Source organism: Nostoc sp., from assembly GCF_036917415.1.
Taxonomy (GTDB): Bacteria; Cyanobacteriota; Cyanobacteriia; order Cyanobacteriales; family Nostocaceae; genus Nostoc.
Window position 1 is genome coordinate 79,988 of sequence record NZ_JBALDJ010000028.1, and the last position, 23,815, is coordinate 103,802.

The following is a 23,815-nucleotide window of genomic DNA, read 5'->3' on the forward strand; positions in this document are numbered from 1 at the left end:
AGGTGATTTTATCTAAAGTTAGTAACTAAATCTCTATTAGTAAATATATTTCCTTTTATGAAGTTTATATAACAATTATTCGATGTTTTCAGTTTACTCAATAAAATTGATACCAAAAAACATGATTTTCTAGCGTTGACTACTCTAACTCACCCACTCAAAACCTGCTATATAGATAGATACAATTTTATTAAATTTACTTTTGCATAATAAATTTTCTTTGGTAAAATATTAAATAAATCATAAATTTTATTTAGAAATATACAAGAAAAATATTTATCTTTTTAAATACAACTTTTGGACAACTAACCTATTACCTAAGAAAGTACCAGCTTACATAAATGATAATTAAACTGATAAATAAGCCATTTTATAAATGGGTATTTAATTGAGTAAAAGTGGGAAAATCCTATGTTTCAAGGTGTTTTAACGATTTGGGGATGGAATTGGCTACCTTTAGGATTAGCGCCGATAACTTTAGCTCAGGAAGTACTAACTCCAGAAGAAGCATCAGTTGTTTTTTCTGGGCCTAAATTGTTGGTGGCACTGCTAGCTGGGGTTTTGATGGCATTTGCTTTTCAATTGTTATTGACAAACTTTTCAGTTGCTGTCGGAATTTCATCTTGGGAAATTGATTCAGATTCTGATGATGAGTCTGAAAGTTTGGGTAAGACAATTCGTAAAGGTCAAGCTAAAGTTGGTACTTGGGCGCTAATAACCGTTAGCATCGCATTATTTATTGCTTGTTTTTTAGCAGTAAAACTGAGCCTAATCGAAAGCGCATTTTTAGGAGCAATTATTGGTGTAGTTATTTGGTCTACCTATTTTTCACTAGTAATTTGGTTGGGTTCATCGGCGGTAGGCTCTTTAATTGGTTCTATATCTAATACTGTCACTTCTGGTTTTCAAACTCTGATGGGCACGGCAACTGCTGGCATCGGTGCTAATAGTGCGAAAAAACAGTTAGTTTCTACTGCTGAAGATATTACAGCCGCAGTCCGACGGGAATTAACTTCAAGTTTTGATTCTGAAGGTATTAAAAATACGCTTCAAAGTTCTTTAAGCTCTCTGCAATTACCAAAGCTAGATATTAAAGAAATTCGGAGTCAATTTGACCAGCTTCTTAAGGATACAGATTTGCAATCTGTTACTAACAGCGACCTTTTACAAAATATCGATCGCCAAACATTTGTTGATTTGATCAGCAGCCGTGGCGATTTATCTAAAGAAGATATCAATAGCATTGCTGACCAATTTGAAGGTGCATGGCAACAAGCTTTAAATCGCCAAAATCCCACAGAACAAGTAATTAATTTACTCAAGTCTGCTACTCCTGAAGAACTTAATTCTGAGCAATTGGGCGAACGGCTTCAAGAACTGGTTACAATCGGAGGCGGTAATGGCAATGGTGTAATCAAGCAAGCTATTAGGTATGGCTTAAGTGCAGCTGCACCAGCAGTTATGGAACGAGTAAACCTTTCTAATATCGATGTGAACAAAATTACAACTCAGTTGCAAAAACTGAAAGAAAAAGTTCAAGATGTCGATGTCGAACAAATCACAGAACAACTTCAAAAGTTTAAAGAGCAAGCAACTGAGCAAGTATCTGCAAAATTGCCAATCTCACTGGAAAACGCGATTAAGGCAGATGTAAAAGACTACATATTGCATTCGTTTCCTTGGCACTTCAATCGAATTACCCTAGTAGATGAATTTAAAGAAGTCATCTATGACGTAAATGCAGATCCAACAACTGTGAGACGGGAGTTAGAAGAAATCAATCAAGAATATTTCACCAACTTACTAAAGCAACGTGGTGATATTAGCGAAGCTAGGGTGAAAGAAATTTCCGAACAAATGGAAAGCGATCGCCTGGAAGTTTTAGAGACTGTCAAACAGGCTCAAGCACGAGAAAAAGAGCAAGATTTTCGCAGCCGCATCGAAGATTATCTGCGTTCGACAGGGAAAGACGAACTCAATCCTGAAGGTATTGAACGAGACTTTGGCAAGTTGCTAGACGATCCACAAGCTGGTTTTGAAGATTTAAGTAGCCGCTTTGGGCAATTTGACCGCGATACTTTTGTACAATTGCTCCAACAGCGTCAAGATATCAGCGAAGAGGAAGCTAATAATATTGTTAGTCAACTCGAACGCAACCGCGATAATTTCTTGAATCGTGCTAGAGAATTGCAAGAACAAGCAAAAGCAAAAGCCGATGAACTGCGCCAAAGAGTTGAAGACTATCTGCAAAATACTAATAAAGACGAACTCAATCCTGAAGCTATCAAACGCGAGTTTAAAGTTTTACTAGACGATCCCCAAGCCGGAATTAGCCTTTTACGATCGCGCCTATCGCAATTTGACCGCGATACACTGGTACAATTGCTCAGTCAGCGTCAAGATTTGAGCGAAGAACAGGTAAACCAAACTCTCGACCAGCTTGAAGCAGTCCGAGATAGTATTTTACAAGTACCGCAACAAGCAAAGGAACAGTACGAAAAAACTACAAAAGCGATCGCTGAATATCTCCGCAATACCAACTTGGAAGAACTTAATCCAGAAGGTATTAGAGCAGATTTGGAAAAATTACTCGACGATCCTCAAGCTGGAGCCTTAGCACTGCGCGATCGCTTGTCTAATGTCGATCGAGAAACCTTGGTAAAACTCGTCAGTCAACGCGGCGACTTGAGCCAAGAACAGGTTAATCAGATCATTGATCGCGCTCAAGATGCCATTGGTGATATCCTGAGAACGCCACGACGTCTAGCCAAGCGCACCACTCAACAAGCTTTAGATTTTGAAGCCAATCTCGAAGAATATCTGCGTAATACCAACAAAGAAGAACTCAATCCCGAAGGAATCAAACGCGATTTACAATTGCTGCTGTCTTCTCCCCGTGCTGGAATCGGGAGTTTAAGCGATCGCGCCTCGAAATTTGACCGTTCGACAATTGTGGCGCTGTTATCCCAACGTGAGGATATCTCAGAAGAGGAAGCTAACCGAATTGTGGATCAAATTGATTCTGTTCGCAGCTCGATTGTCGAACAATTCCAGCAGATTCAGCAAAGAGTGCAATCAGTTTTAGATGGAGTTTTTGCGAAAGTTCGCAACTATCTCAACTCCCTGAATCGTTCCGAACTCAACTATGAAGGCATTAAGCAAGACTTTGCGAAAGTGTTCGACGATCCCCAAGCCGGATTTGAAGCATTGCGCGATCGCCTCAGTGAATTCGATCGTGACACCTTAGTTGCTGTATTGAGTTCTCGTGAAGATATTTCCGAGGCGGATGCTAACCGGATAATTAGCCAAATAGAAGCGGCGCGAGATGGCGTATTGCAACGAGCCGAACGCATCCAAAAAGAAACTCAAAAACGCTTGAAAGCGATTCAAAAACAATCTAAAAAGCAAGCTGAAGAAACCAAGAAAACCGTTGCAAATGCTGCGTGGTGGATATTTGGGACAGCGATTACTTCCCTTTGCGCCAGTGCGATCGCAGGTGCGATCGCTGTGACTGGGATAACTTTACCTGGGTAAAATATCTTCATCATCAGGAATTTAGAGAAATACAAAGTGGTATTCAGTCTTTATAAATGAATGCCACTTTTTTTATTTATAAAAACAAGTACTATCGTCTGTACTACCATGACCTTGTTATTCCGATTGGCAAAGCAGACAACGATATAATTAACACCGGATCGGGTAACGATGTTTTCGATTTCAACTTCGTTTCAGAGAGTTAACCTGGTTTATTGCAGGATGCGATCGCTGATTTTGTTGGAAACGGTATCCTTGCAGGGGATCGAATCGATTTATCTACCATCGACGCCAACTCCATTAAAGAGGGCAACCAAGCCTTCACTTTTATCGGCAGTCGCGCATTCTCTGGAATCGGTCAAATCCGTTATTCAGGAGATATTCTCCAAGGTAGCAATGATGGGGATCTGTCGGCTGAGTTTGAAATTCGGCTTGCAAGAGCGCCACAACTAGTGGAAAGCGACATTATCCTTTAATTTAATATTATCTGCCTTGAAAATAAGGCAGAATGCAGAATTTTGATAATTGAATAGTTGTAAATAGAGATAAGTTTAGCTTGCCTCTCTTATAGTTTATAGTTATTAAATTGCGCCGCATATACATCAGAAAATCAGGTAATATAATCGCAACTGTTGCGATGATGCCACTTAATGAAAAAGATGTCAGAGAATTTTAGAAGGCAAGTTGTGATCCAAGGTATGTAGCGATGTCTACGACGGGCTACGCCTACGCACTGGTTAACAAGGCTTTTAAGTTATTGGGAATTATTTTTTTATACATAACTAGATAAATTACTCAATAAATCTCAAAAAGCAAAACCAACCCTATCTGAACAAAGGTTTCCGATTTTGTTTTAGCGAGAGGAATAAAATAAGGTTAATTACTCTTTCTTATAGATAGAAAAAATTAGGCTTGAAAGTAATACTATAGTCTTGTGATTATGAATAGAATCAAAAGGTTCTAAAATTTATGCGCTTCTGTACGAGGAAGTTTACTTGTATTATGACAGCCTACTACTGCAACCAGTAAAGACATAAAAACATCACATCACTCTTGGCATAATTTTGATACCAACGTCATCAATACATTCAGTGCTTGTCAAATCTTCAAACTTAACAGCAAAGAACTGTTGCAATCAGGTGTGCGTCAGTTATCTCTTCCCACTCGTTATTTCTTTGCCTTGTTTTTTCGGCGTTGCTGAATGACAGTGTGAAATTTAAAAATTCAATCTTTGAAACTGTTTCCTTTACACCTTTGGGGGAAAGCAAATTCATACTCTTAATCAGCAACACCATTTTCTGATGGGAAAGTGACGAGGTTATTTTTATCCTCTAAGTTCAGGAGAAATTTACTAATGGCAATTGTCAACGGTACCATTTTTAATGACAACAATACCATCAACGGTTCCCCACTTATCTTTCGTCCTGCCCTAAATGGAGGTGCTGGCAGCGATATCCTTAACGGCGATGTCGGCGACGATATCTTAAATGGGGATGCTGGCAGCGATATCCTTAACGGCAATGCCGGCGATGATACCCTAAATGGGGGTGCTGGCAGCGATATTATTAACGGTAATGCTGGCAGCGATATCCTTAACGGCAATGCTGGCAGCGATATCCTTAACGGCAATGCTGGCAGCGATATCCTTAACGGCAATGCCGGCGATGATACCCTAAATGGGGGTGCTGGCAGCGATATCCTTACTGGCGGTGCTGGGACTGATTCTCTTACTGGCGGTGCTGGCAACGATATTTTCGATTTCAACTCAGTTTCAGATAGTCCTACTGGTTTGTTACGGGATGTTATCACTGACTTCGTTGGAAACGGTATCTTTACAGGCGATCAAATCAATCTATCTACCATTGATGCTAACTCCAGTGTAGCGGGCAACCAAGCCTTCACTTTCATCGGGGTTAGCGCATTCTCAGCAGCCCGTCAGGTTCGTTATTCAGGAGGTATTCTTCAAGCTAACATTGATGGGGATCTGTCGGCTGAGTTTGAGATTGGAGTGACAGGAGCACCACCACTAGTGGCAAGCGACATCATCCTCTAATCTAATAGACCTCTTGCAAAAACGCTTCACACCCTACTTCTAAGAGCAAGCGCTTAGGAGTGGGGTTCTTATTTATGATTTATGCAAAAAATCTAATATTGAAGAATAATTCAGCAGGAAAGCCAAACATCCTCCAACTGTGAGAAAATGTACTCAGCTTGAACCTGTCAAGAATGATATTGCAAGAATCAAGCACAGTTAAATACTAACCAAATTGCTCATATTAGCTACACCTAACAGAAGCACATCTAAAAATAGAAAATTACCAATACTTGCCAGGGTCTGATCGTGCTGCCTATGCATGAGAAAATCAGTTAATACAATCGCAACAGTTGCGATGATGCCATAATAGCCAAATTGTAAGGGACTTCCAGAAATTAAATTATTCAATTTTGTGAGCGAAGACGATCGTTAGATTCTTCCTCCCCTGCTTCAAGAGCGCCCCCTGCTTCCCCTGCTCACGCAAGCGATGGGTATTTTTTTTGTTGGAAGTCCCTAACGCCAGAGGTGCAGCGATCGCACTAGTCTAACAAGGGAATGACACTAAGTTAAAATACAGCCCCGATTCTAGGAGGCTCGAGTGACTTTACCATAGGCAGCAGCCCTCTTGAAATACATTTCCAGTCTTAAGACTGGGAACGAACTCAAGTTACACAAATCTTTAGGCTTTTCTTAGGGTCATGCGTCTAACAAAGCTTTTAACTTATTGGCAATTATTTCTTATATCTAACTACAGAAACCATTAAACAAATATCAATATGCAAAATTAATCCTATCTGAACAAAGGTTCCCGATTTTATTATGGTGAGAGGATAAAAGAAAGTTAACTATTATTTTTTATCAAGGAAAAATTATGCTGGAAGGTAATACTATACTGTTGTTATCCTGAATACAGGAATATTTTATTTAAATCTATATAATTACGTAGGATAAAATCTACTTATTCATTAGTGTTTTCCAAATATAACGACTGAAAACATAAGTTATTAGGACATCAAAGGAGTTTTAGCGAAAATTTGATATAAACATCATCAAATACATCCAGTACTTCTTAAATATTCTCAAATATTCTCAAATATTCAAACTTAATAGTCAAGACCAGTTCCAATCAGGTTTGGTTCAAGAATATATTGCTACTCGCAAGCTTTTGACCTTATTTTATCGGCATTGCTAAATGAAAGTGTGAAATTCCCAGATTATATGTTTAAAATTGTTTACTTTATGCTTTTAAAGGAAACCAAATTTATACTCTTAATTCAGCAATGCCGTTTTATAATAGGGAAGTAAAGACTTAATTTTTTTTCCTCTAAGTTTAGGAGAAACTCATCAATGGCAACTTCAATATCAATTTCCGTCGGTAGCGGCAGTGTTAGTAACAGTTCTAGTAGTCATAGCAGTAGTAGCAATAATGGTCAGAGCGATATCATTAACGTTAGTGGTGGCAACAGTACCCTTATAGGTGGTAGTGGCAACAGTTTCCTTAACGGTGGTAGTGGCAACGATAAGCTCTTTGGTAATGCTGGCAACGATACTCTTAACGGTGGTGCTGGCAACGATAGCCTGAATGGCGGTACTGGCAAAGATATTCTCACTGGAGGATCGGGTAATGATACTCTCATCGGCGGTGATGGGGATGATATCCTGACTGGCGGTACTGGCAAAGATATTCTCACTGGAGGATCGGGTAATGATATTTTCAAGTACAACTCAACTTCTGAGAGTCCACTTTCGTCACGTGACTTAATCACTGACTTTCGTGGAAACGGTAGTTTGCCAGGCGATCAAATCGATCTATCTACTATCGATGCCAACTCCACTATTGGGGGCAACCAAGCTTTCACTTTCATTGGGAGTGGTCAATTTTCCGCACCGAGTCAAATCCGTTATTCTGGAGGTATTCTGCAAGGCAACACTGATGGAAATCTGTCAGCTAATTTTGAAATTAGGCTTATAGGAGCACCACAATTAGTGTCAAGTGACCTCATCCTTTAATTTAATATTCCTGCCTTGAAAATAAGGCAGGAGGCAGAAAGCAGAAGGCGCTAGAGAATGAAAATATCTCTTTCCAGCCCTCAGTCCCTAGTCACTATTTTCAAGGCAGATATAATTTGGAAGAAGAACTCTACTGCAAAGCTAGGGTGTCTCCGTTATGTACCGGAATCAATATCAATATACTGAGCTATAAACGTAGAAAGTCAGAGCCTCAACTTGCGGCAATGGCTTTTTTTCATATTTAAATTCGTATTGCTATCCTAGTATTTCCGACACTCTAGATGCCTAATACCATTTCTTTGTGAGCCTGCGCCAAATTTTCTTTCTTCCTTTGTATCCTTCTCTAACGAGACGCTACGCGAATGCGCCCTACCTTGCAGGTTCGCTCTTAGCGTTCTCGTAAGAGTAGTCACTTTGCGTCTATGCAGTTTGTTCCTGATATAATTTGGCGCATCTTTATACAGAATTGGTATAACACACAAGAATCATCCCTATTTTATACAAACGCTTAGATGAAGATTATTCTAATTAGGACTGACCAAAAGACACGGTGAAACATAGAGAATTACTCATATTCGATCGCACCGCCCAGGCATGAGAAAATCAGGTAATACAATCGCAACTGTTGCGATAATGGCACGGAAGGAAAAAAGATGTCGGAAAATTTGAGAAGCCAAATTGTAACGCAAGGGGTGCAGCGATCGCATCACTCAACAAGGCTTTTAAGTTATTGGCAATTACTTGATTATACATTAACGACAGAAACCACTAAACAAATCTCAATAGGCAAAACCAACACTATTTGAAAGCTGTGTTCAGACAGGTTCTGTCGAGAGTAATAAAAGAGAGTTCGTTATTATTTGTTATAAAGATAAAAAAGCCCGCTTGAAGGTAGTATTATAACTATTGTGATTATAAATAAAGTAAAAATATCTTAAAACCTATGCAATTCCGTAGGAGATGATCTGCTTGTTCTCTAGCAGCCTACCACTAGAACCTATGAAGATATAAAGCACAAGGACATAAAACGACTCTTGGCACAATCAATTTTGATGCCAACATCATCAATACATCCAGTGCTTCCCAAATCTTCAGGATTAACAGCAAAGACCTGATTAGAACAGGTCTAATTTGTTATATCTTCCCACTGGTTATTTCTCCACCTTGTTTTCTCAGGGTTGCTGAATAAAAATGTGAAATTTCAAAATTCAATATTTGAAACAGTTTCCTTTTCCCCAAAAGAGCAAAGGAAATTCATCCTCTTAATTAGCAATGCTGTTTTCTGATGGGGAAGTGACGAGGTAATTTTTTTACCCTCTAAGTTTAGGAGAAACTCGCTATGGCAACCATTAACGGTACTAATGGCCCTGACAATCTGTCCGGTGGAGTTGATTTTTTTAGTTTCGGTGATATCATCAATGGATTTGATGGCAACGATACGATTTTCGGTGGAGACGGTGACGACACACTCATAGGCGGTGCTGGGACTGATACTCTCACTGGAGGTGGAGGATTCGGTAACGATGTTTTCAAGTTCAACTCAGTTTCTGAGAGTCAACCTGGTGTTTTACGGGATGTTATAACTGACTTTGCTGGAGTTGGAAACGGTATCTTTAGAGGCGATCAAATCGATCTATCTACCATTGACGCCAATTCCACTATAGCGGGCAACCAAGCCTTCACTTTCATTGGGGCTAGCGCATTCTCTGCACCCGGTCAGGTTCGTTATTCAGAAGGTATTCTCCAAGCTAACACTGATGGTAATCTGTCGGCTGACTTTGAAATTCAGCTTACAGGAGCGCCACAACTAGTGGCAAGCGACATTATCCTTTCCGGTACTTTTACTTTTTCTGATACTTTGACTTTTAATGATAGCGATGAGGGTATCAGTACCAGCACAGATGGCACAACTAGTGATGGCGGTTTGGGGATTGGCGACTCTAGTGCTAGCTCTGGTGAAGACGGCGGTTTTGTTGACATTGGTGCTAACGATAATTTCAACCGTACTATTAAAGGCGGTAGTGGCAACGATACTATTAACGCTGGCGGTACTGGTAACGATACGATTGACGGCGGAGCGGGCAACGATACTATTAACGGCGGTCGTGGCAACGATATACTCACTGGCGGTACTGGGGCTGATATTCTCACTGGAGGATCGGGTAATGATATTTTCAAGTACAACTCAACTTCTGAGAGTCCACTTTCGTCACGTGACTTAATCGCTGACTTTCGTGGAAACGGTAGTTTGCCAGGCGATCGAATCGATCTATCTAGTATCGATGCCAACTCCACTATTGGGGGCAACCAAGCTTTCACTTTCATTGGGAGTGGTCAATTCTCCGCACCCGGTCAAATCCGTTATTCTGGAGATATTCTGCAAGGTAACACTGATGGGAATCTGTCGGCTAATTTTGAAATTAGGCTTATAGGAGCACCACAATTAGTGTCAAGTGAACTCATCCTTTAATTTTTTAATATTCCTGCCTTGGAAATAAGGCAGGAGGCAGGAGGCAGAAGGCACTAAAGAATGAAAATATCTCTTTCCAGCCCTCAGTCCCTAGTCACTATTTTCAAGGCAGATATAATTTGGAAGAAGAACTCTGGTGCAAAGTTAGAGTGTCTCCAGTTTTGCAGCGGAATCAATATACTGAGCTATAAACGTAGAAAGTCAGAGCCTCAACTTGCGGCAATGGCTTTTTTTCATATTTAAATTCGTACTGCTATCCCTAGTATTTCCGGCACTCTAGATGTCTAACACACAAGAATCATCTTTATTTTATACAAACGCTTAGATGAAGATTTATTCTAATTAGGACTGACCAAAAGACATGGTGAAATATAGAGAATTACTCATATTCGATCGCATCGCCCAGGCATGAGAAAATCAGGTAATACAATCGCAACTGTTGCGATGATGGCACGGAAGGAAAAAAGATGTCGGAGAATTTAAGAAGCCAAATTGTAACGCAAGGGGTGCAGCGATCGCCTAATCGAGCTATGCTGCGTGCAGTTGGTTTTAAAGATGAAGATTTCAATAAAGCCATTGTGGGCATTGCCAATGGTTACAGCACGATTACTCCCTGTAATATGGGGATAAATCAACTGGCGCTCATAGCAGAGGTTGGGATTAAAACCGCCGGGGCGATGCCGCAAGTGTTCGGCACAATTACTATTAGCGATGGGATTTCAATGGGAACTGAAGGGATGAAATATTCCCTAGTGTCACGGGAAGTGATTGCCGATTCCATTGAAACCGCTTGTACTGGACAAAGTATGGATGGTGTGCTAGCCATTGGCGGTTGTGATAAAAATATGCCAGGGGCAATGCTGGCGATCGCTCGGATGAATATCCCTGCAATATTCGTTTACGGTGGCACAATTAAACCCGGTCACTACAACGGACGCGATTTAACTGTTGTCAGTTCTTTTGAAGCTGTTGGTCAATACAGTGCTGGAAAAATTGACGAAAAGGAATTATTAGAAATTGAAGGTCGAGCTTGTCCTGGTGCGGGTTCCTGCGGGGGTATGTTCACAGCTAACACTATGTCTTCAGCATTTGAAGCGCTGGGGATGAGTTTACCCTATTCCTCGACAATGGCGGCAGAAGATGCCGAAAAAGCCGACAGCACGGAAAAATCAGCATTTGTGTTAGTCGAAGCCATTCGCAAACAAATCTTACCCCGCCAAATTATCACCCGTAAATCTATAGAAAATGCCATCTCTGTGATTATGGCAGTCGGTGGTTCGACCAATGCAGTACTCCACTTTTTAGCGATCGCCCGCGCTGCTGATGTAGAGTTAACTATAGACGACTTTGAAACTATCCGCGCCCGCGTTCCCGTTTTGTGTGATTTGAAACCAAGTGGTAAATATGTCGCTACAGATTTGCACAAAGCTGGTGGTATTCCGCAAGTTATGAAGATGTTACTTGTGCATGATTTATTACATGGTGATAGCCTCACCATCAGCGGTCAAACCATTGCAGAGATATTAGCAGACATACCAGAAGAACCATCTGCCAATCAAGATGTGATTCGGACTTGGAATAACCCGATGTATGCTCAAGGACATTTAGCCATCCTCAGAGGTAATCTGGCAACAGAAGGGGCTGTCGCCAAAATTACTGGGGTGAAAAAACCAGTAATTACCGGGCCTGCAAGGGTATTTGAATCGGAAGAAGCTTCTTTAGATGCAATTTTGGCGGGTAAAATTCAAGCTGGCGATATTCTCATCATCCGTTACGAAGGGCCTAAAGGCGGCCCTGGAATGCGAGAAATGTTGGCTCCCACCTCAGCAATTATCGGTGCTGGTTTGGGTGACGCTGTAGGATTAATTACCGACGGACGCTTTTCTGGCGGTACTTACGGCATGGTGGTTGGTCATGTTGCACCAGAAGCCGCAGTTGGTGGTATGATCGCGCTTGTAGAAGAAGGCGATAGTATTACTATTGATGCACCCGCTCGTTTATTACAGTTGAACGTATCCGAAGAAGAATTGACCCGTCGTCGTGCCAACTGGCAGCCTCCCGCTGCCCGTTACACTAAAGGCGTGTTGGCGAAATATGCCAAATTAGTATCTTCTAGCAGTGTTGGTGCTGTGACAGATTTGGACTTGTTTTAATTAACCTGACACGATCTGAACTACCTAGACTGGCCGCTAGGTACAGTGTGGGTAGTTATACTCTAAAGTTATACCTCTCCATTCCCTACTACCTTGACTTATAGATGGGAAATATGTATAATTGCGATCGCACAGAAGGGGAGTAGCTGCTGGCAAAAAATATAAAAGCCAGTACATCTGAATCAACATACTGGCGATGAGCCTGGTTCAGGTGGCAAGTAATCAATATTTGAAAGCGAGACCTTCACTAAGTTCACACCGAAAAGTGTAAACTTGGTGAGGTCTTTTGGCTCTCATCAAGCTTCACATCGGTAAACGATTCTTCAGGAGCTTGAGAGAGTGTTAACAGCTTTTACCGCAGGTTTATTACTAATTACAGTTTCAGAACTAGGCGATAAAACATTTTTTATTGCTGTAATTTTGGCAATGCACCACCCGCGGCGGCTGGTATTTATAGGTGTGACAGCTGCTTTGGCGGCGATGACAATCCTTTCGGTAATATTTGGACAAGCGGTATCTTTGTTGCCAAAAGTTTATATTCATTACGCCGAAATAGCTTTATTTATTGCCTTCGGTATCAAGCTGTTGTATGACGCTAGTAAGATGTCCGCTGCTGCTTGTGATACAGAAGTTGTAGAAGAAGCTGAGGCTGCGGTAAAACAAGCAGATTTGCAGTTACCAAAGCAAAAGACTTCCTTGGCAATTGTCGTAGAAGCCTTTGTGTTGACATTTATGGCAGAGTGGGGCGATCGCACCCAAATTGCCACTATTGCCCTAGCAGCAGGCAATAACCCCATTGGAGTTACAATAGGTGCAATTTTAGGACATTCCTTATGTGCTGCGATCGCAGTTATCGGCGGCAAAATGATTGCCGGACGCATTTCTGAGCGTCAACTAACTTTTATTGGCGGATGCCTGTTTTTAGTCTTTGGTGTAGTTGCAGCCATTGAGGGAGCGTGAGGGGAAGAAGTAGGAGAGCAGAGGATCGGGGGAGGCAAGGGGACAAGGTGACAAAAGTTAGAACTTGCAACAAGTCTTTCCCTTCTCCTTGTCCCCAAGTCTCTTCCCCATGCCCAATGCCCAATACCCTTACTTGGGCGTACTTTCCGGTGAAGGCGCGGGAGATGCAACAGGATTAGGTGTGGGGGAAACCGTTGCTGCCTTTTTAATTCCGTCTTTGTACTGAGCAGGTGCTAAAGCTACGGCACTATCAAACAAAGGTTTTGCATCTGCGTCTTTGCCCTGTTGTTTTAGGAGCATCGCTTTTGCCACGACGGGGCGAAAATCCTTGGGATCTTTCTTAATTGCCTGGTCATAAACAGAGCTAGCTTGAGCGTAACGTTTCTGGGAAGCATGAACAGAACCTAACAGCACCTGCACGGCGACTGTATCTACACTTCCAGGCTGAATTGTATTTGCTTGGGCTGCGTTAGAGAGGGTTTCTTGCAACAAACCAATGGCTGCTTCGGGGCGTTGTTGACTAATCAATAGAGCAACCATTCCTTGCAAAGCCTTCAAATCCCCTGGTTTCGTAGACAAAATCGAGCGATAAGCTTGAGCGGCTCCTTCGCGATCGCCAATTTGCTGTTTGGCTTGAGCTAGTAACACTGAATATTCTGACTGTTCGGGATTCAGTTTTGCTAGCATTTCTAGGGGTTCAATGACAACTTGGATATCAGCCGGTTTAACCTCACTTTTATCTTTTTGACTCAGTAATTGCAGCCGCGCCTGTAACAGACCCTTAAGCGCAGTCTGATTTTCTGGTTCCCTTTGCAAAACCTGTTCATAACCCCGTACTTCGTCTTCCAGTTTTGATTTTTGGTCAGCAGAGGGCAAACTACCTTTGGTGCTAGCGGTATTCTGACTTGAGGGTGGCGTATTATTAAATGCTCCAATTATGGGAATCACCGAAACACCCACAAAAGCAAGAATTGCTACCGCTAAGACGACTTGAACTATCCAACGATTGCGCGGTTGAGACACGGTTTTGTCTTTCTCCTAAATTTTAATGACATTATTATTTACACAAATCGTAAAGTTAAAAATTTCCAAAACTTTGCGGAATACCGCCAATTGCCTGTGAATTTTATAACAATTAACTATCCACACTGCTAAAGTAAGTGATGACTTTAGGAGGAGCCGTCAGAATTGTAGCTATGATATGCTTCCGAAACTAGTGTAAAGCCGCTAAATTAGACATTTAGTGTTTATACATTAAATTTAGCGCTTTTAGGATTGTATAGAGTACCCTAGTGTGATTTTGTGAAAAGCCAATATACTTTCATCAGTCGCACAAATGCTCTTTCCAGCTGCCTTTGTAAAATCCCACAATGGGATGTGTCTGTGCCGCAAGGAGTTTTTATGAATTCCGACCTGATGCCGTTGCCTGAATCTTCTAATTCTTCTGCCTCTAACCAACGCCCAACTAACGTAGAGGCAGCCGCTAATGTTCATATAGCAGCCCAGTCCTCTAAAGAAGTTGACAATTTGCCTGTCAACCCCAGCGAGACTGACTCAAATGGGAACTTGATTAATCGCCAGCAACCGATTCCGCCTCCCAGTGAACCGATGCAGTATCGAGCGATCGGGTTAGTTCGGGGTCGCTATCACGCTAGCAGCGAACAATTTACTCAAGGTACGCTGCTGACTCCAGATGGTGTAGAACTCAATGCCGTCCTCCTAGGCCGGATTATGAGCTTAGTCAAGAATCATCTAGACTTAGAAAAAGAACACTTGTGGGTAGTATATCCACGTACCAGACAAGAAAATGATACCTTGCACATCCAAATCGTCGGAGTTTGGGAGCCAGAAAATTTGGCTAAAAACTCAACAGATGAAGACGAATCGGATTTTGAGTTGCAAGAGTTACAGATACTCGATGATGGCTTATCCGAGAACTCTGAACTAAGTACAACTGCCCCCAAACCTTCATCAGAAGTTGCAGATGGTGGTTTTTCTGTTCGTGGTGAAGTAGTATACCAATCTTTTGATGCTAAAAGCTTGGTAGTCAAAATTAGGCAGGCTCCGCGTAAATCAACTGACAAACCCAAGTATTTTAAGTTGAAATTAAGGGGTGTACTAACTACCAAAGCAGTGGGTAAATTCTGGGACTTCCAAGCCAAGCGGGAAGCAGACGTTTTAGTAGTAGAAAAAGCCGAGGCGATCGCTGATTTGCCTAAAAAACGCAAACCACCATTTAAAGGTGGGCCTCGTGCTGGCGGTGGTGGTGCTGGTGGTAGAAAACCATTCCCTCCCAGACGCGCTGGCGAAACCCCTCGCCCCATCAAGAAAACAAGTACAGGCGGCGATCCCTCAGTGGTGTCAAAACCTATACCAAGAACACCCGCTCCTAAACCTATCAAGCGACCGAAACCGACTCAAGAGTAGAGTATTAGGGATTGGGAATTGGGGATTGGGCATTAAGGATTAAGGATTGGGAGCTAGGGATTAGAGATAGGGAATTAGATTAAATATTAGAGTTCAACTAATTTTTTCCAGTCCCCAGTCCCCAGTCCCCAGTCCCCAATATCAAAAATCCGTCCGACGATCTTGGGGTAGAAAAGATCGCTCCATCGGAATTGGAGAAACTGGTTCTGTAAGGGTAAACGTACCTGCTTCGATCCACTTTTTCAACTCTAGGGCGACTTGCCTAGAAAAAAACAAACTCGCTAAGGGGGCAGAGCGTACTGCTTTGCCCTCTATGGCGATCCGTCCAGATTTGAGTTGGGCGTAACTCACTAAACCAAAGGTGGGACGGACGCGCCGAGGAATGGAAAAATCTACTATTGGGGCTACTAAGTCTCGATCTTGGATGGCACAATGTTCAACTACTTGTTCATTTAATACAGGTAGCGGTACACCAACGCCTAACATTAATGAGGGGCCATAACTTTTGAAGTAACACCCCCGCACCCAATGAGCATCCATTTGCTTGGCGTCACCAATTAAAGCTAAAGTGGCGGAAGGCCCAATCGGTGTACGATTAGCTAAACGCTTTTGTAAGGGGAAGTGCTGAGTGCCTTCCCAGGCGACATAGCCAACACCACCGCCTAAAAAAATTCGAGTACCTATACCAACGAGTTGCAAATCGGGGTCGTTGAGTAAGGGGGAAATAGCACCGGGATTAGAATAAACAGCATTCCCCAGACGCGGTTGTAAAGGGCCGAGATAAGTGAAGAGGGAGCGATCGCCACCATTTACACCAACAATAAAATTTTGATAAAGATTGCGCGGATTGAATAAATAAAACTGATTAATTGTGTCACTGGTAATTGTAGTTTCAAAATTTGCTCTGGGGTAACAATCTGTTACTTGTCCTTGCGCTTTCACGTGTATAGGTTTACCAGCGATTAAATCTTCGATTACATGACCGCCACCACGTTCTCGCACTTCTTCTCCATCTGTCGTCTCCACAGCACAACTCGCACCCAAATATAAATCTACTGCCCCAAAACCAGAGTATGTTGGTACGCCATCTAACCAACAACGGCGAATTTTTATTGGGGGGTCAGTGTGTCCCAGATTGATAATTGCACCACTTGATTCCATCGGCTCAAAAGTACCAGTGGTAATTACATCAACTTCTTTAGCAGCTTTAGCAACACCGATTTCTACAACTCGTGCTTTTAATTCTTCAGTTGTCAACACCACTGCACGTTGGCGCTTAATTTTCTCGTTAATTTCTGCAATTGTTCGCATCTTATCAGTGCTTGCGCTTCCTAGTGAATTGAGAATAGGGAGTAGGGAAAAGAAATTTTTATTGCTCCTTTTGAGCGCAGATTATCGAGACTCTTGGATAATTTCATCTCGAAATATTTGTCGCCAATCTCTGCCCGACAGCTTACCCGGATAAGGGTAAAATTCCAAAAAATAATTCAAGTATTGCAAAGTCCAAATGATATATTTTTTGGGGCAAGCAAACCGTTTGTATCTAAAAAACTTTTATATCTACGTAAAATTACCAGAAAAAACCCTTGCATTATCAATCAAATGTATGTATGGTTAGGATTAAGCGGACTTACTGGACTTAAATAATTCTACGTTAACCGAAAGAAACATTTTTGGTTTTTGTAAAGTATTCTAAGCCAACTAGTCAATCGCATAGTGGGAGTTAATAGCAGATGCTAGAAAGTTTTGGGGAGGGAGAAATTATTTAAGAGCGGTAATAGAAGGGATATCTAAGCAAAAAGAAGTTGCTCTCTAGGTAACTTATTCTGACTTCTACCCCCTTAAAACAATTCTACTTGTTGCGATTGATTTTATTGCTACATTTCACCTGATAACGAATTGAGTAAGAGGCAATGACTACTTCTGAATTAACTAATCTTGAGCAAAGAAACCAAAGTAATATTTCCGATAGGATTGAAAATTTATCCTCCCCATCAGATGAAAAAAAGTTGTTTAACCTGAAGGTAATAGAATATTTATTACTTGCAGCTTTTGTGTCTGCTGGACTATTTATTATTTTTCTTTCAGATGATAAAACCGTTGTAATTTCTGGAGCGGTATCTCTAACTTTTTTGTTTTTTTTGTTGCTCATCAATAGACAAGTATTTCAGAATTATAAGCAGGCAGCTTATAAGTCTGAACTCACCAAAAAAGCTGAACTCTATAGTTATTTATTGACCAATCCTAATTCCTGGAATAAAGATACGCTAACTCTGACAAGAGGGAAGGCTTTACAATACAGCCAAGACTTGATTGATGATTACAAAAGAATTAGAGGTGTATCAAGGAATCTTTACTATAGTTTGCAAATTGCGACAGTGATTTTATCAGGAGTCACACCAATTTTAGTTCTGGTAGACAAATTAGAAGCAGGGCAAGCTTGGCTCAAGTGGCTCCCTGTGCTTTGCCCAGCGATTGCTTCTATAGTCGCGAGTATAGTTACCTCTTTTCCTTTTCAGAAGAATTCGCTTGCTGCTAATACAGCCGTTGAATTGTTAGAAGCTGAACAAGAGAAATTTGTATTGGGAGTGACTCCGCCTTATCGTTGTTATGATGTGTCTGACGAAACCCAACAGCAACAAAAGGCAAGTCAGGCATTAGAATACTTTATTGTTCAAGTGAACAATATTCATCTCAACCAATTGCAACAAACGAGTGAGACGCAATCAGAGAAGACAGAATCAGCTTCATCTAATGAGTCAAACAAAGTAACAGCAGAGGGAACGAACCACAAGGATAGCTGATGAACTGAACAAAAAATGAGAGTTTTAAAGGCTCTCTCCGAAACGGAGAGAGGTTTGGAGAGGGGTGCTTACTATACTTTGCGACTTTTCAAACATCCTCTAAAATCGAGTGATTAATCTTATTGTTTCAAGATATCATCATCAATCGAGGGATTTTCATTTATATCTGGATTTTCTGCCGTCCAATTATCATCTGTTCCAGGAGATTCAGAAACTATCACAAATTCAGTCTCTTTTCTATTGTTATTTCCCCATTCATCCAAAACATCTTTAATTAACACTTCTTGCAACCAAATTTTAGCGACAACAGTTAGAGGTAGCGCTAGAAATAATCCTAAAAAGCCAAAGAAAGTCACGAAAAATAGCTGTGCAATTAAGGTTATGGCTGGCAGCAATGATACTTGATGCGCCATGACAACGGGCGTGATGAAATTACTCTCAACCTGTTGAATGATAAAGTAGAGAATCAAGACAGCGATCGCTTTCCAAGGTTCATCCAAGAAGGCGATCGCCATTGCTGGGATTACACTCATCGTTGGCCCCAGATTGGGAATCAAGTTAAAAAATCCCGCTAAAACTGCTAAAGCTAGTGCTGCCTTGACATGCAAAATTGATAAGCCAATCAGACTCATCAGACCCACTACAAAGATGGCAATGAAAGCGCCTGTAATCCATCCCTCCAAAGAGACTTCACATTTATCTAAAATTCCATCTACCCGCCGCCGATAAAATGAAGGGAAAAGCCGCACAAATACTTTGCGGTAAGCCACGGGGTCGGCTAACATCATTCCTGTCAAAACCAACACTAGCAAAATCTTGAGGACGACTTCTAAAGAACCAGATACAAAGGCAAAGGAGTTTCCCAGTAGCCGATTGACGAAGGGCTGTACTTGTTGAATGAGGCTATTGATATCTGGGATGTAAGGAACTAACTGGTCAGGAATACGAGTTCTCAAGGCATCAAGCCAACTATTAAAGCGTCCAAACCCTTTAGGAACTTGATAGGTTAGTTCTTGAAACTGCTGGGCAAATGGCGGCACAATTAGCCAGAAAAAACCCACGACACCTGCGAAAAAGATAGCTACTGCTAGGAGGACGGCAAATCCACGCCTCATCCCAAACCTTTGGAAGCGTTTCGCTAGCCGATTTAAGGTGGTGGCTAACACAACTGCGGCAAACATTAGCAAAAGCACTTCTCGAATTTGCCACAAGATGTATAAAGAAAGAACTATGGCGATTAAGCCGATCCATTGACCCAGGTTCACAGGCTAACTCCCAACGGTTGGCGAGATGCAATTTTATTGTAATTAAGCTAGGTTAGCTGATTTTAGGAACTTGTGCGTAAATGGTTTGAGTTAATTTTGTTTTTGTGCTTGAAATCGCCACAGTAGAGCGCTCGCTACGATCGCAATCGGCAACAATACTATAATCAGCGCGTTGCTTGCTGTCGCCGGAATTGGTAGACTTGGGCCTGCATACTTAATCAATACTGATAACAAAGCCGAGAGTAAAAGCAGTTTCAGAATTAATCCTAGTTGATTTTCCATAAAAGTACGGCAATACAAATTTTTGTGGTACGCACAAATTTGCGCTGTAGCGTCTAGTTTCTAGAATAAACCCACAGATACAATCCTTGTAGGTTCACAAAAATATAATTTTGAGTACCTGTCAGAAGCGAAGGATGTGAGGTGCGATCGCTAATAAACTTTGTGAGTGCTGCCTGAACCACAGACAGCATATTATACACTATTAAAGCTATACAGAAAGTAATCAGAGCAGCCTTTGAGTAATTTAAACTAAGCACAAAAAAATGCAGAGTTTTACCAAACTTTATTAGGACTTACGCACAGGTCACGGAAAATCAAACCACAGAGAACGCAGAGAACACAGAGGAATAAGAGTTAGAGAGGTTTTTTGCGTAAGTCCTATTTATTTGCTCCGAACTAGTTCAATTCTATATTTAGCTTTGATCAACTCAGGCAATTCTATCAAAAATTTTTTCACTCTAGCTTGAATATATTTAGAATTTTTAGGTACACGTTTAGCTATATACCTTAAGAAAGCAATCTGATAACCAAACTTATATCTAATTGCAGAAAATATATTAGACTTGACCTGGTTATCTGAACCTTTGTCTAGGTTTTTTAACTTTGATACTTCACGATGATATACGGGATGCTCTCCCCAAACGCAGGCAAAGTGTACAAGAGCAGGTGACACCACCTGATTGTATTTTTTAAAAGTAGATTGACCTTTAATCGTATCTATATTAAAAGAACCACGAAGACCGATAGGTGTTCGCATCATCTGACCATTATCTTCAAACATACTTTGATTGTGTAGCATCATCGCTAGGGCAAAAATACGTTCATCATTAGGGCCATCACCACGAAATTCACTAATGCCTAGCTTTCTCCAATCTCTTGAAAATTCTAGTGCTGTTTCAAAAAATGCCTTAGCAGTATCATTTTTCTCAAAATAATAGAGACCTCCATTAAATCTAGGTAGTTTTGTGAGATTAAATCGTTTGAGTGTGTCATCTACATCAATGAACTTATCTTTATCGCCTGCTTGAAGATATACATTACCTGCCACACTAAAACTTCTGCCTTGAAAATCATCAAAAATAAAGTTAATATCCCTTACTGCTATGCAATCACTATCAATACAAAGTGTGTATTTAAATAGAGAATAATCATAGACATGAAGCTTTTGTTTAACGTTAGAACCGTATTCATCTCTCAGGTCTATAACGTAATCAAAAAGTCCGATTAACTCTCGATCGTTTTGATTGTCAGTAACAATAGCACGCGGAACATTTGGTGAATGAAGACGTAGAGAACGTGCTAACGACTTTGCCATTTCGAGATAATAAGATGCTCCGTAAGCATAGGTGATAATGCCACGTTGTGAAATAAACATTATTTTTATTAATTAACAGCATCTAAGCCTTAGTTGTCTAACTGAATTTTAACTTACACGCTAAAGGATAGATATCTAATAATATCAACCAAGCTTAAATTCTATATAAAGTGTCCGTAAAGTCTAGTCTAAATTTTATTTTAATCTGTTTAAAAAGACCTAGTTAGTTGCCTTTAGAAAAATGAATATGTACAGCAAGAAACAACCAATAAACAACACAGCTATCGGATTTTATATTCATTCAACCCTAAAATTAAATGTAGAAAATAGATTTCTATTACATCTATTAACTTGATATTGAAATCATTGCCAGAAACTAGCGCGATCGCTAGTAGTATACTTACTGTTAGTTTGGCTTTGCTAGTAAACACAAAGCAGTAGGGTGCGTTATGGCGTTAAGCCTAACGTACGCTTTAGTTGAGACAATTATTACTATCTTGAAAGTATTCTTTGCTAATTGTGTCAGTAGGGAAATAATGCTTGTTTTCAACAACTACGGTATTATCGTTCTGGGCTAAATCTGTGCAATTGTAAATTTTTTTTGGCATAATAAATAATTTTGTGATTAAAGTTTACATATATATTTTGAAATTTCCACAGCTGCAAGCACCCGACGACTAGAAGTCGCTAAAGCATCTGTCTTAACATGAGTTGGGCAAATAACTCTGGCTGATTTGCCAAATTAGTGAAACTACTTTGCTGTACTACCTTGCCAGCTTGAAGTACGTAAATTCGGTCAGCGTTTTGGATGGTACTAAGGCGATGAGCGATCGATCGCAATTCTCGTCACGAACTGCTCTAAGCTTTGACTGACAATTGCCTGGGTTCTATTATCTAAGGCACTAGTCGCTTCATCAAATAGCAAAATCCTGGGTTTGAACGCCAACGCCCTCGCAATCAACAGCCGTTGTCGTTGTCCGCCAGAGAGATTACTACCTCCTTCACTCACCACTGTATGCATTTGCATTTTTACATCAAACTCAACCAGCCAAAAACTTGTTCAACAGTCAGTTCCAACTCGATACCCTCAAGAATGGGTAATTTATCAGCATCTTCGTATAATTCCAATCGCTGTCCAGGAAAAATCCCTAGCACACTTTCGTCTTCAGGGTTGATTAACCAGCCGACTTCAGTACCATTGCGCGAACAATGCAATAATTTACTCAATACTTTTTTTAATCTTTGGTCTGGGGAAAGAATTTCAATTGCCCAGTCGGGATGAATTTCAAAGCGGTTAGCAATTCTGCCAGATGGAGTTTTAGGAATTCTATCCCAGCGAAACGCAGACATATCAGGGACGATCGCAGCGCCGCCAAAAGTGCAGCGTAGTTCTGGGAAAGCGTAAGCAATTTTTTGGCTTTTAGCTATGCCGTTAATTGTTTCGCAAAGAGTAGTTTGGAGTAAACTATGTTCACCTTGAGGCATTGGTTTTTGAATGATTTCCCCGTTGATAAAATCTGATATTGGTTCAGTTTCCGGCAGTTTGAGGAAGTCGTCCAAAGTTAGTTGGGGTTGACTGGCAATAGTCATAGTGAGTGAAATAGAGGGGATGGTTTTATTATGTGCGTTAGCGATCGCCTACTCTTAAAGCTTGCTACGCCTCGTATCCTTCGTTTATGACAAGTGCTAGAAATTATATTTTTGGGAAACTTATGAGGCGATGAACTTGGACGGATACATCAGGAAAAACTAGGGGGACAATAGTACCTGTGGTTAATGTCAGTTCAGTTGTGTATTGCCCATTTTTTAAGTCTCGAAATACTTGCAACTGAGAATTTTTGAGATTGACAACCCAATATTCAGCAATGCCTGCTTTTGCATATTTTTTCTATCGCTTCGACAATAGCTTTAGTTTGATTTTAGTTGATTGCTAAGTTACAAATATTTTTGCACAGAGCAACACGCAGTAAGGACGCACAGATGTGCGCCCCTACGAAAAACCTAACTTAGATTCAGACTTGGGAAGGCTCGGCTATTGCTGCTTTCGCCCTAACTTACAATCCTCTTGATCAAAAAACACGGTAATACACATCATATGTAGAGCCACTTCCAGACACACGTGTTATTGCCTGACCATTTGTTGGCCCATTGACAGTAAAACCACCTAGATAATCGTCATCGCCGCCGAAGAAACCATCGTCTTCATCGAAAAGAGCGATATTTGTAGGGAAATCAACGCCTAAACCTCTATTAACTCCAGATGTCGTTCCTGTAGAAAAACCACTAGCTCCCCAGAGCCTACTGCCATTGACTGTGATATAGGTATCATCATCGTTGAATGTATCTGCACCAGCATTGATCGCCTGAAGTTGATCTATAATAAGGAACCCCCCGCCTCCTTCTATGACAGCCCCTTCGTCAGGAGTCAATTGAGAGAATAATTGTTCGTCATTGATACTAAAAAGGTCAGAATTAAGAGTCTTTTTGTTGATGCCTAGCATGATTTTTGTCCTTTTTTAATTAAGTGCATACAGAGATAATTAAATAAGTTTTAATTCAC

Annotated in this window: 17 protein-coding genes and 2 pseudogenes; 10 read left to right on the top strand and 9 right to left on the bottom strand. The window is 41.0% G+C overall.

The window, feature by feature from the left end; all coding sequences use genetic code 11:
* Positions 1–411: 411 nt before the first annotated feature.
* From V7K41_RS05515 to V7K41_RS05550, 8 genes are all read left to right on the top strand, one after another.
* Entirely contained in the window at positions 412–3,534 is a 3,123-nt protein-coding gene (locus tag V7K41_RS05515; RefSeq protein WP_334846231.1) for an MFS transporter, read from the top strand.
* A 215-nt stretch (positions 3,535–3,749) separates the two neighbouring features.
* Entirely contained in the window at positions 3,750–4,010 is a 261-nt protein-coding gene (locus tag V7K41_RS05520) for a hypothetical protein (RefSeq protein WP_334846233.1), read from the top strand.
* 878 nt (positions 4,011–4,888) lie between these two features.
* A complete protein-coding gene (locus V7K41_RS05525) occupies positions 4,889–5,587 on the top strand; it encodes a calcium-binding protein (protein ID WP_334846235.1) in 699 nt (232 codons plus the stop codon).
* Positions 5,588–6,916: 1,329 nt separating this feature from the next.
* Positions 6,917–7,579, top strand: coding sequence for a calcium-binding protein (locus V7K41_RS05530; protein ID WP_334846236.1), 663 nt, complete (start codon positions 6,917–6,919; stop codon positions 7,577–7,579).
* Between the two features lie 653 nt (positions 7,580–8,232).
* A complete protein-coding gene (locus tag V7K41_RS05535) occupies positions 8,233–8,385 on the top strand; it encodes a hypothetical protein (protein WP_334846238.1) in 153 nt (50 codons plus the stop codon).
* 533 nt (positions 8,386–8,918) lie between these two features.
* Complete coding sequence (locus V7K41_RS05540; RefSeq protein WP_334846240.1) at positions 8,919–10,049, top strand: calcium-binding protein; 1,131 nt, start codon at positions 8,919–8,921, stop codon at positions 10,047–10,049.
* A 467-nt stretch (positions 10,050–10,516) separates the two neighbouring features.
* A complete protein-coding gene (ilvD, locus tag V7K41_RS05545) occupies positions 10,517–12,202 on the top strand; it encodes a dihydroxy-acid dehydratase (RefSeq protein ID WP_334846242.1) in 1,686 nt (561 codons plus the stop codon).
* A 339-nt stretch (positions 12,203–12,541) separates the two neighbouring features.
* Entirely contained in the window at positions 12,542–13,162 is a 621-nt protein-coding gene (locus V7K41_RS05550) for a TMEM165/GDT1 family protein (protein ID WP_334846245.1), read from the top strand.
* 129 nt (positions 13,163–13,291) lie between these two features.
* Here V7K41_RS05550 and V7K41_RS05555 read toward each other — a convergent pair whose 3' ends face one another.
* Entirely contained in the window at positions 13,292–14,185 is an 894-nt protein-coding gene (locus V7K41_RS05555; protein ID WP_334846247.1) for a tetratricopeptide repeat protein, read from the bottom strand.
* Between the two features lie 378 nt (positions 14,186–14,563).
* On the opposite strand from V7K41_RS05555, the gene V7K41_RS05560 reads away from it, so the two are divergent.
* Positions 14,564–15,589 carry a hypothetical protein gene (locus V7K41_RS05560; protein ID WP_334846249.1) on the top strand — a complete coding sequence of 342 codons (1,026 nt, stop codon included), beginning with the start codon at positions 14,564–14,566 and terminating at the stop codon, positions 15,587–15,589.
* A gap of 141 nt (positions 15,590–15,730) precedes the next feature.
* On the opposite strand, the gene V7K41_RS05565 is transcribed toward V7K41_RS05560, so the two are convergent.
* Positions 15,731–16,900 carry a homocysteine biosynthesis protein gene (locus V7K41_RS05565; RefSeq protein ID WP_334846251.1) on the bottom strand — a complete coding sequence of 390 codons (1,170 nt, stop codon included), beginning with the start codon at positions 16,898–16,900 and terminating at the stop codon, positions 15,731–15,733.
* 602 nt (positions 16,901–17,502) lie between these two features.
* On the opposite strand from V7K41_RS05565, the gene V7K41_RS05570 reads away from it, so the two are divergent.
* Positions 17,503–18,393, top strand: a complete 891-nt coding sequence (locus tag V7K41_RS05570) for a DUF4231 domain-containing protein (RefSeq protein ID WP_334846253.1) — start codon at positions 17,503–17,505, stop codon at positions 18,391–18,393.
* Positions 18,394–18,512: 119 nt separating this feature from the next.
* Here V7K41_RS05570 and V7K41_RS05575 read toward each other — a convergent pair whose 3' ends face one another.
* The 7 genes and pseudogenes from V7K41_RS05575 to V7K41_RS05605 form a co-directional block, all read right to left on the bottom strand.
* A complete protein-coding gene (locus V7K41_RS05575; protein WP_334846255.1) occupies positions 18,513–19,658 on the bottom strand; it encodes an AI-2E family transporter in 1,146 nt (381 codons plus the stop codon).
* Between the two features lie 90 nt (positions 19,659–19,748).
* Entirely contained in the window at positions 19,749–19,940 is a 192-nt protein-coding gene (locus tag V7K41_RS05580; protein ID WP_334846257.1) for a hypothetical protein, read from the bottom strand.
* Positions 19,941–20,322: 382 nt separating this feature from the next.
* Positions 20,323–21,315: a hypothetical protein gene (locus V7K41_RS05585; RefSeq protein WP_334846258.1), complete on the bottom strand. Its 993-nt coding sequence runs from the start codon at positions 21,313–21,315 to the stop codon at positions 20,323–20,325.
* Positions 21,316–21,942: 627 nt separating this feature from the next.
* A pseudogene (locus V7K41_RS05590) lies at positions 21,943–22,282 on the bottom strand (ATP-binding cassette domain-containing protein); the annotation flags it as partial.
* A gap of 2 nt (positions 22,283–22,284) precedes the next feature.
* Positions 22,285–22,845 (bottom strand): Uma2 family endonuclease, encoded by a 561-nt coding sequence (locus tag V7K41_RS05595; protein ID WP_334846259.1) that lies wholly within the window; start codon positions 22,843–22,845, stop codon positions 22,285–22,287.
* Between the two features lie 103 nt (positions 22,846–22,948).
* Positions 22,949–23,128 (bottom strand): annotated as a pseudogene (locus tag V7K41_RS05600) (Uma2 family endonuclease); the annotation flags it as partial.
* Between the two features lie 196 nt (positions 23,129–23,324).
* On the bottom strand, positions 23,325–23,756 hold the full coding sequence (locus V7K41_RS05605) for a hypothetical protein (protein ID WP_334846262.1): 432 nt from the start codon (positions 23,754–23,756) through the stop codon (positions 23,325–23,327).
* Between the last annotated feature and the right edge of the window lie 59 nt (positions 23,757–23,815).

What these genes read in the sequence shown, in the direction of transcription:
- V7K41_RS05580 (WP_334846257.1), bottom strand. Translation starts at nt 19,940, where the DNA reads ATGGAAAATCAACTAGGATTAATTCTGAAACTGCTTTTACTCTCGGCT.
- V7K41_RS05535 (WP_334846238.1), top strand. Translation starts at nt 8,233, where the DNA reads ATGTCGGAAAATTTGAGAAGCCAAATTGTAACGCAAGGGGTGCAGCGA.
- V7K41_RS05565 (WP_334846251.1), bottom strand. Translation starts at nt 16,900, where the DNA reads ATGCGAACAATTGCAGAAATTAACGAGAAAATTAAGCGCCAACGTGCA.
- V7K41_RS05515 (WP_334846231.1), top strand. Translation starts at nt 412, where the DNA reads ATGTTTCAAGGTGTTTTAACGATTTGGGGATGGAATTGGCTACCTTTA.
- V7K41_RS05595 (WP_334846259.1), bottom strand. Translation starts at nt 22,845, where the DNA reads ATGACTATTGCCAGTCAACCCCAACTAACTTTGGACGACTTCCTCAAA.
- V7K41_RS05605 (WP_334846262.1), bottom strand. Translation starts at nt 23,756, where the DNA reads ATGCTAGGCATCAACAAAAAGACTCTTAATTCTGACCTTTTTAGTATC.
- V7K41_RS05525 (WP_334846235.1), top strand. Translation starts at nt 4,889, where the DNA reads ATGGCAATTGTCAACGGTACCATTTTTAATGACAACAATACCATCAAC.
- V7K41_RS05560 (WP_334846249.1), top strand. Translation starts at nt 14,564, where the DNA reads ATGAATTCCGACCTGATGCCGTTGCCTGAATCTTCTAATTCTTCTGCC.
- V7K41_RS05570 (WP_334846253.1), top strand. Translation starts at nt 17,503, where the DNA reads ATGACTACTTCTGAATTAACTAATCTTGAGCAAAGAAACCAAAGTAAT.
- V7K41_RS05530 (WP_334846236.1), top strand. Translation starts at nt 6,917, where the DNA reads ATGGCAACTTCAATATCAATTTCCGTCGGTAGCGGCAGTGTTAGTAAC.
- ilvD (WP_334846242.1), top strand. Translation starts at nt 10,517, where the DNA reads ATGTCGGAGAATTTAAGAAGCCAAATTGTAACGCAAGGGGTGCAGCGA.
- V7K41_RS05585 (WP_334846258.1), bottom strand. Translation starts at nt 21,315, where the DNA reads ATGTTTATTTCACAACGTGGCATTATCACCTATGCTTACGGAGCATCT.
- V7K41_RS05540 (WP_334846240.1), top strand. Translation starts at nt 8,919, where the DNA reads ATGGCAACCATTAACGGTACTAATGGCCCTGACAATCTGTCCGGTGGA.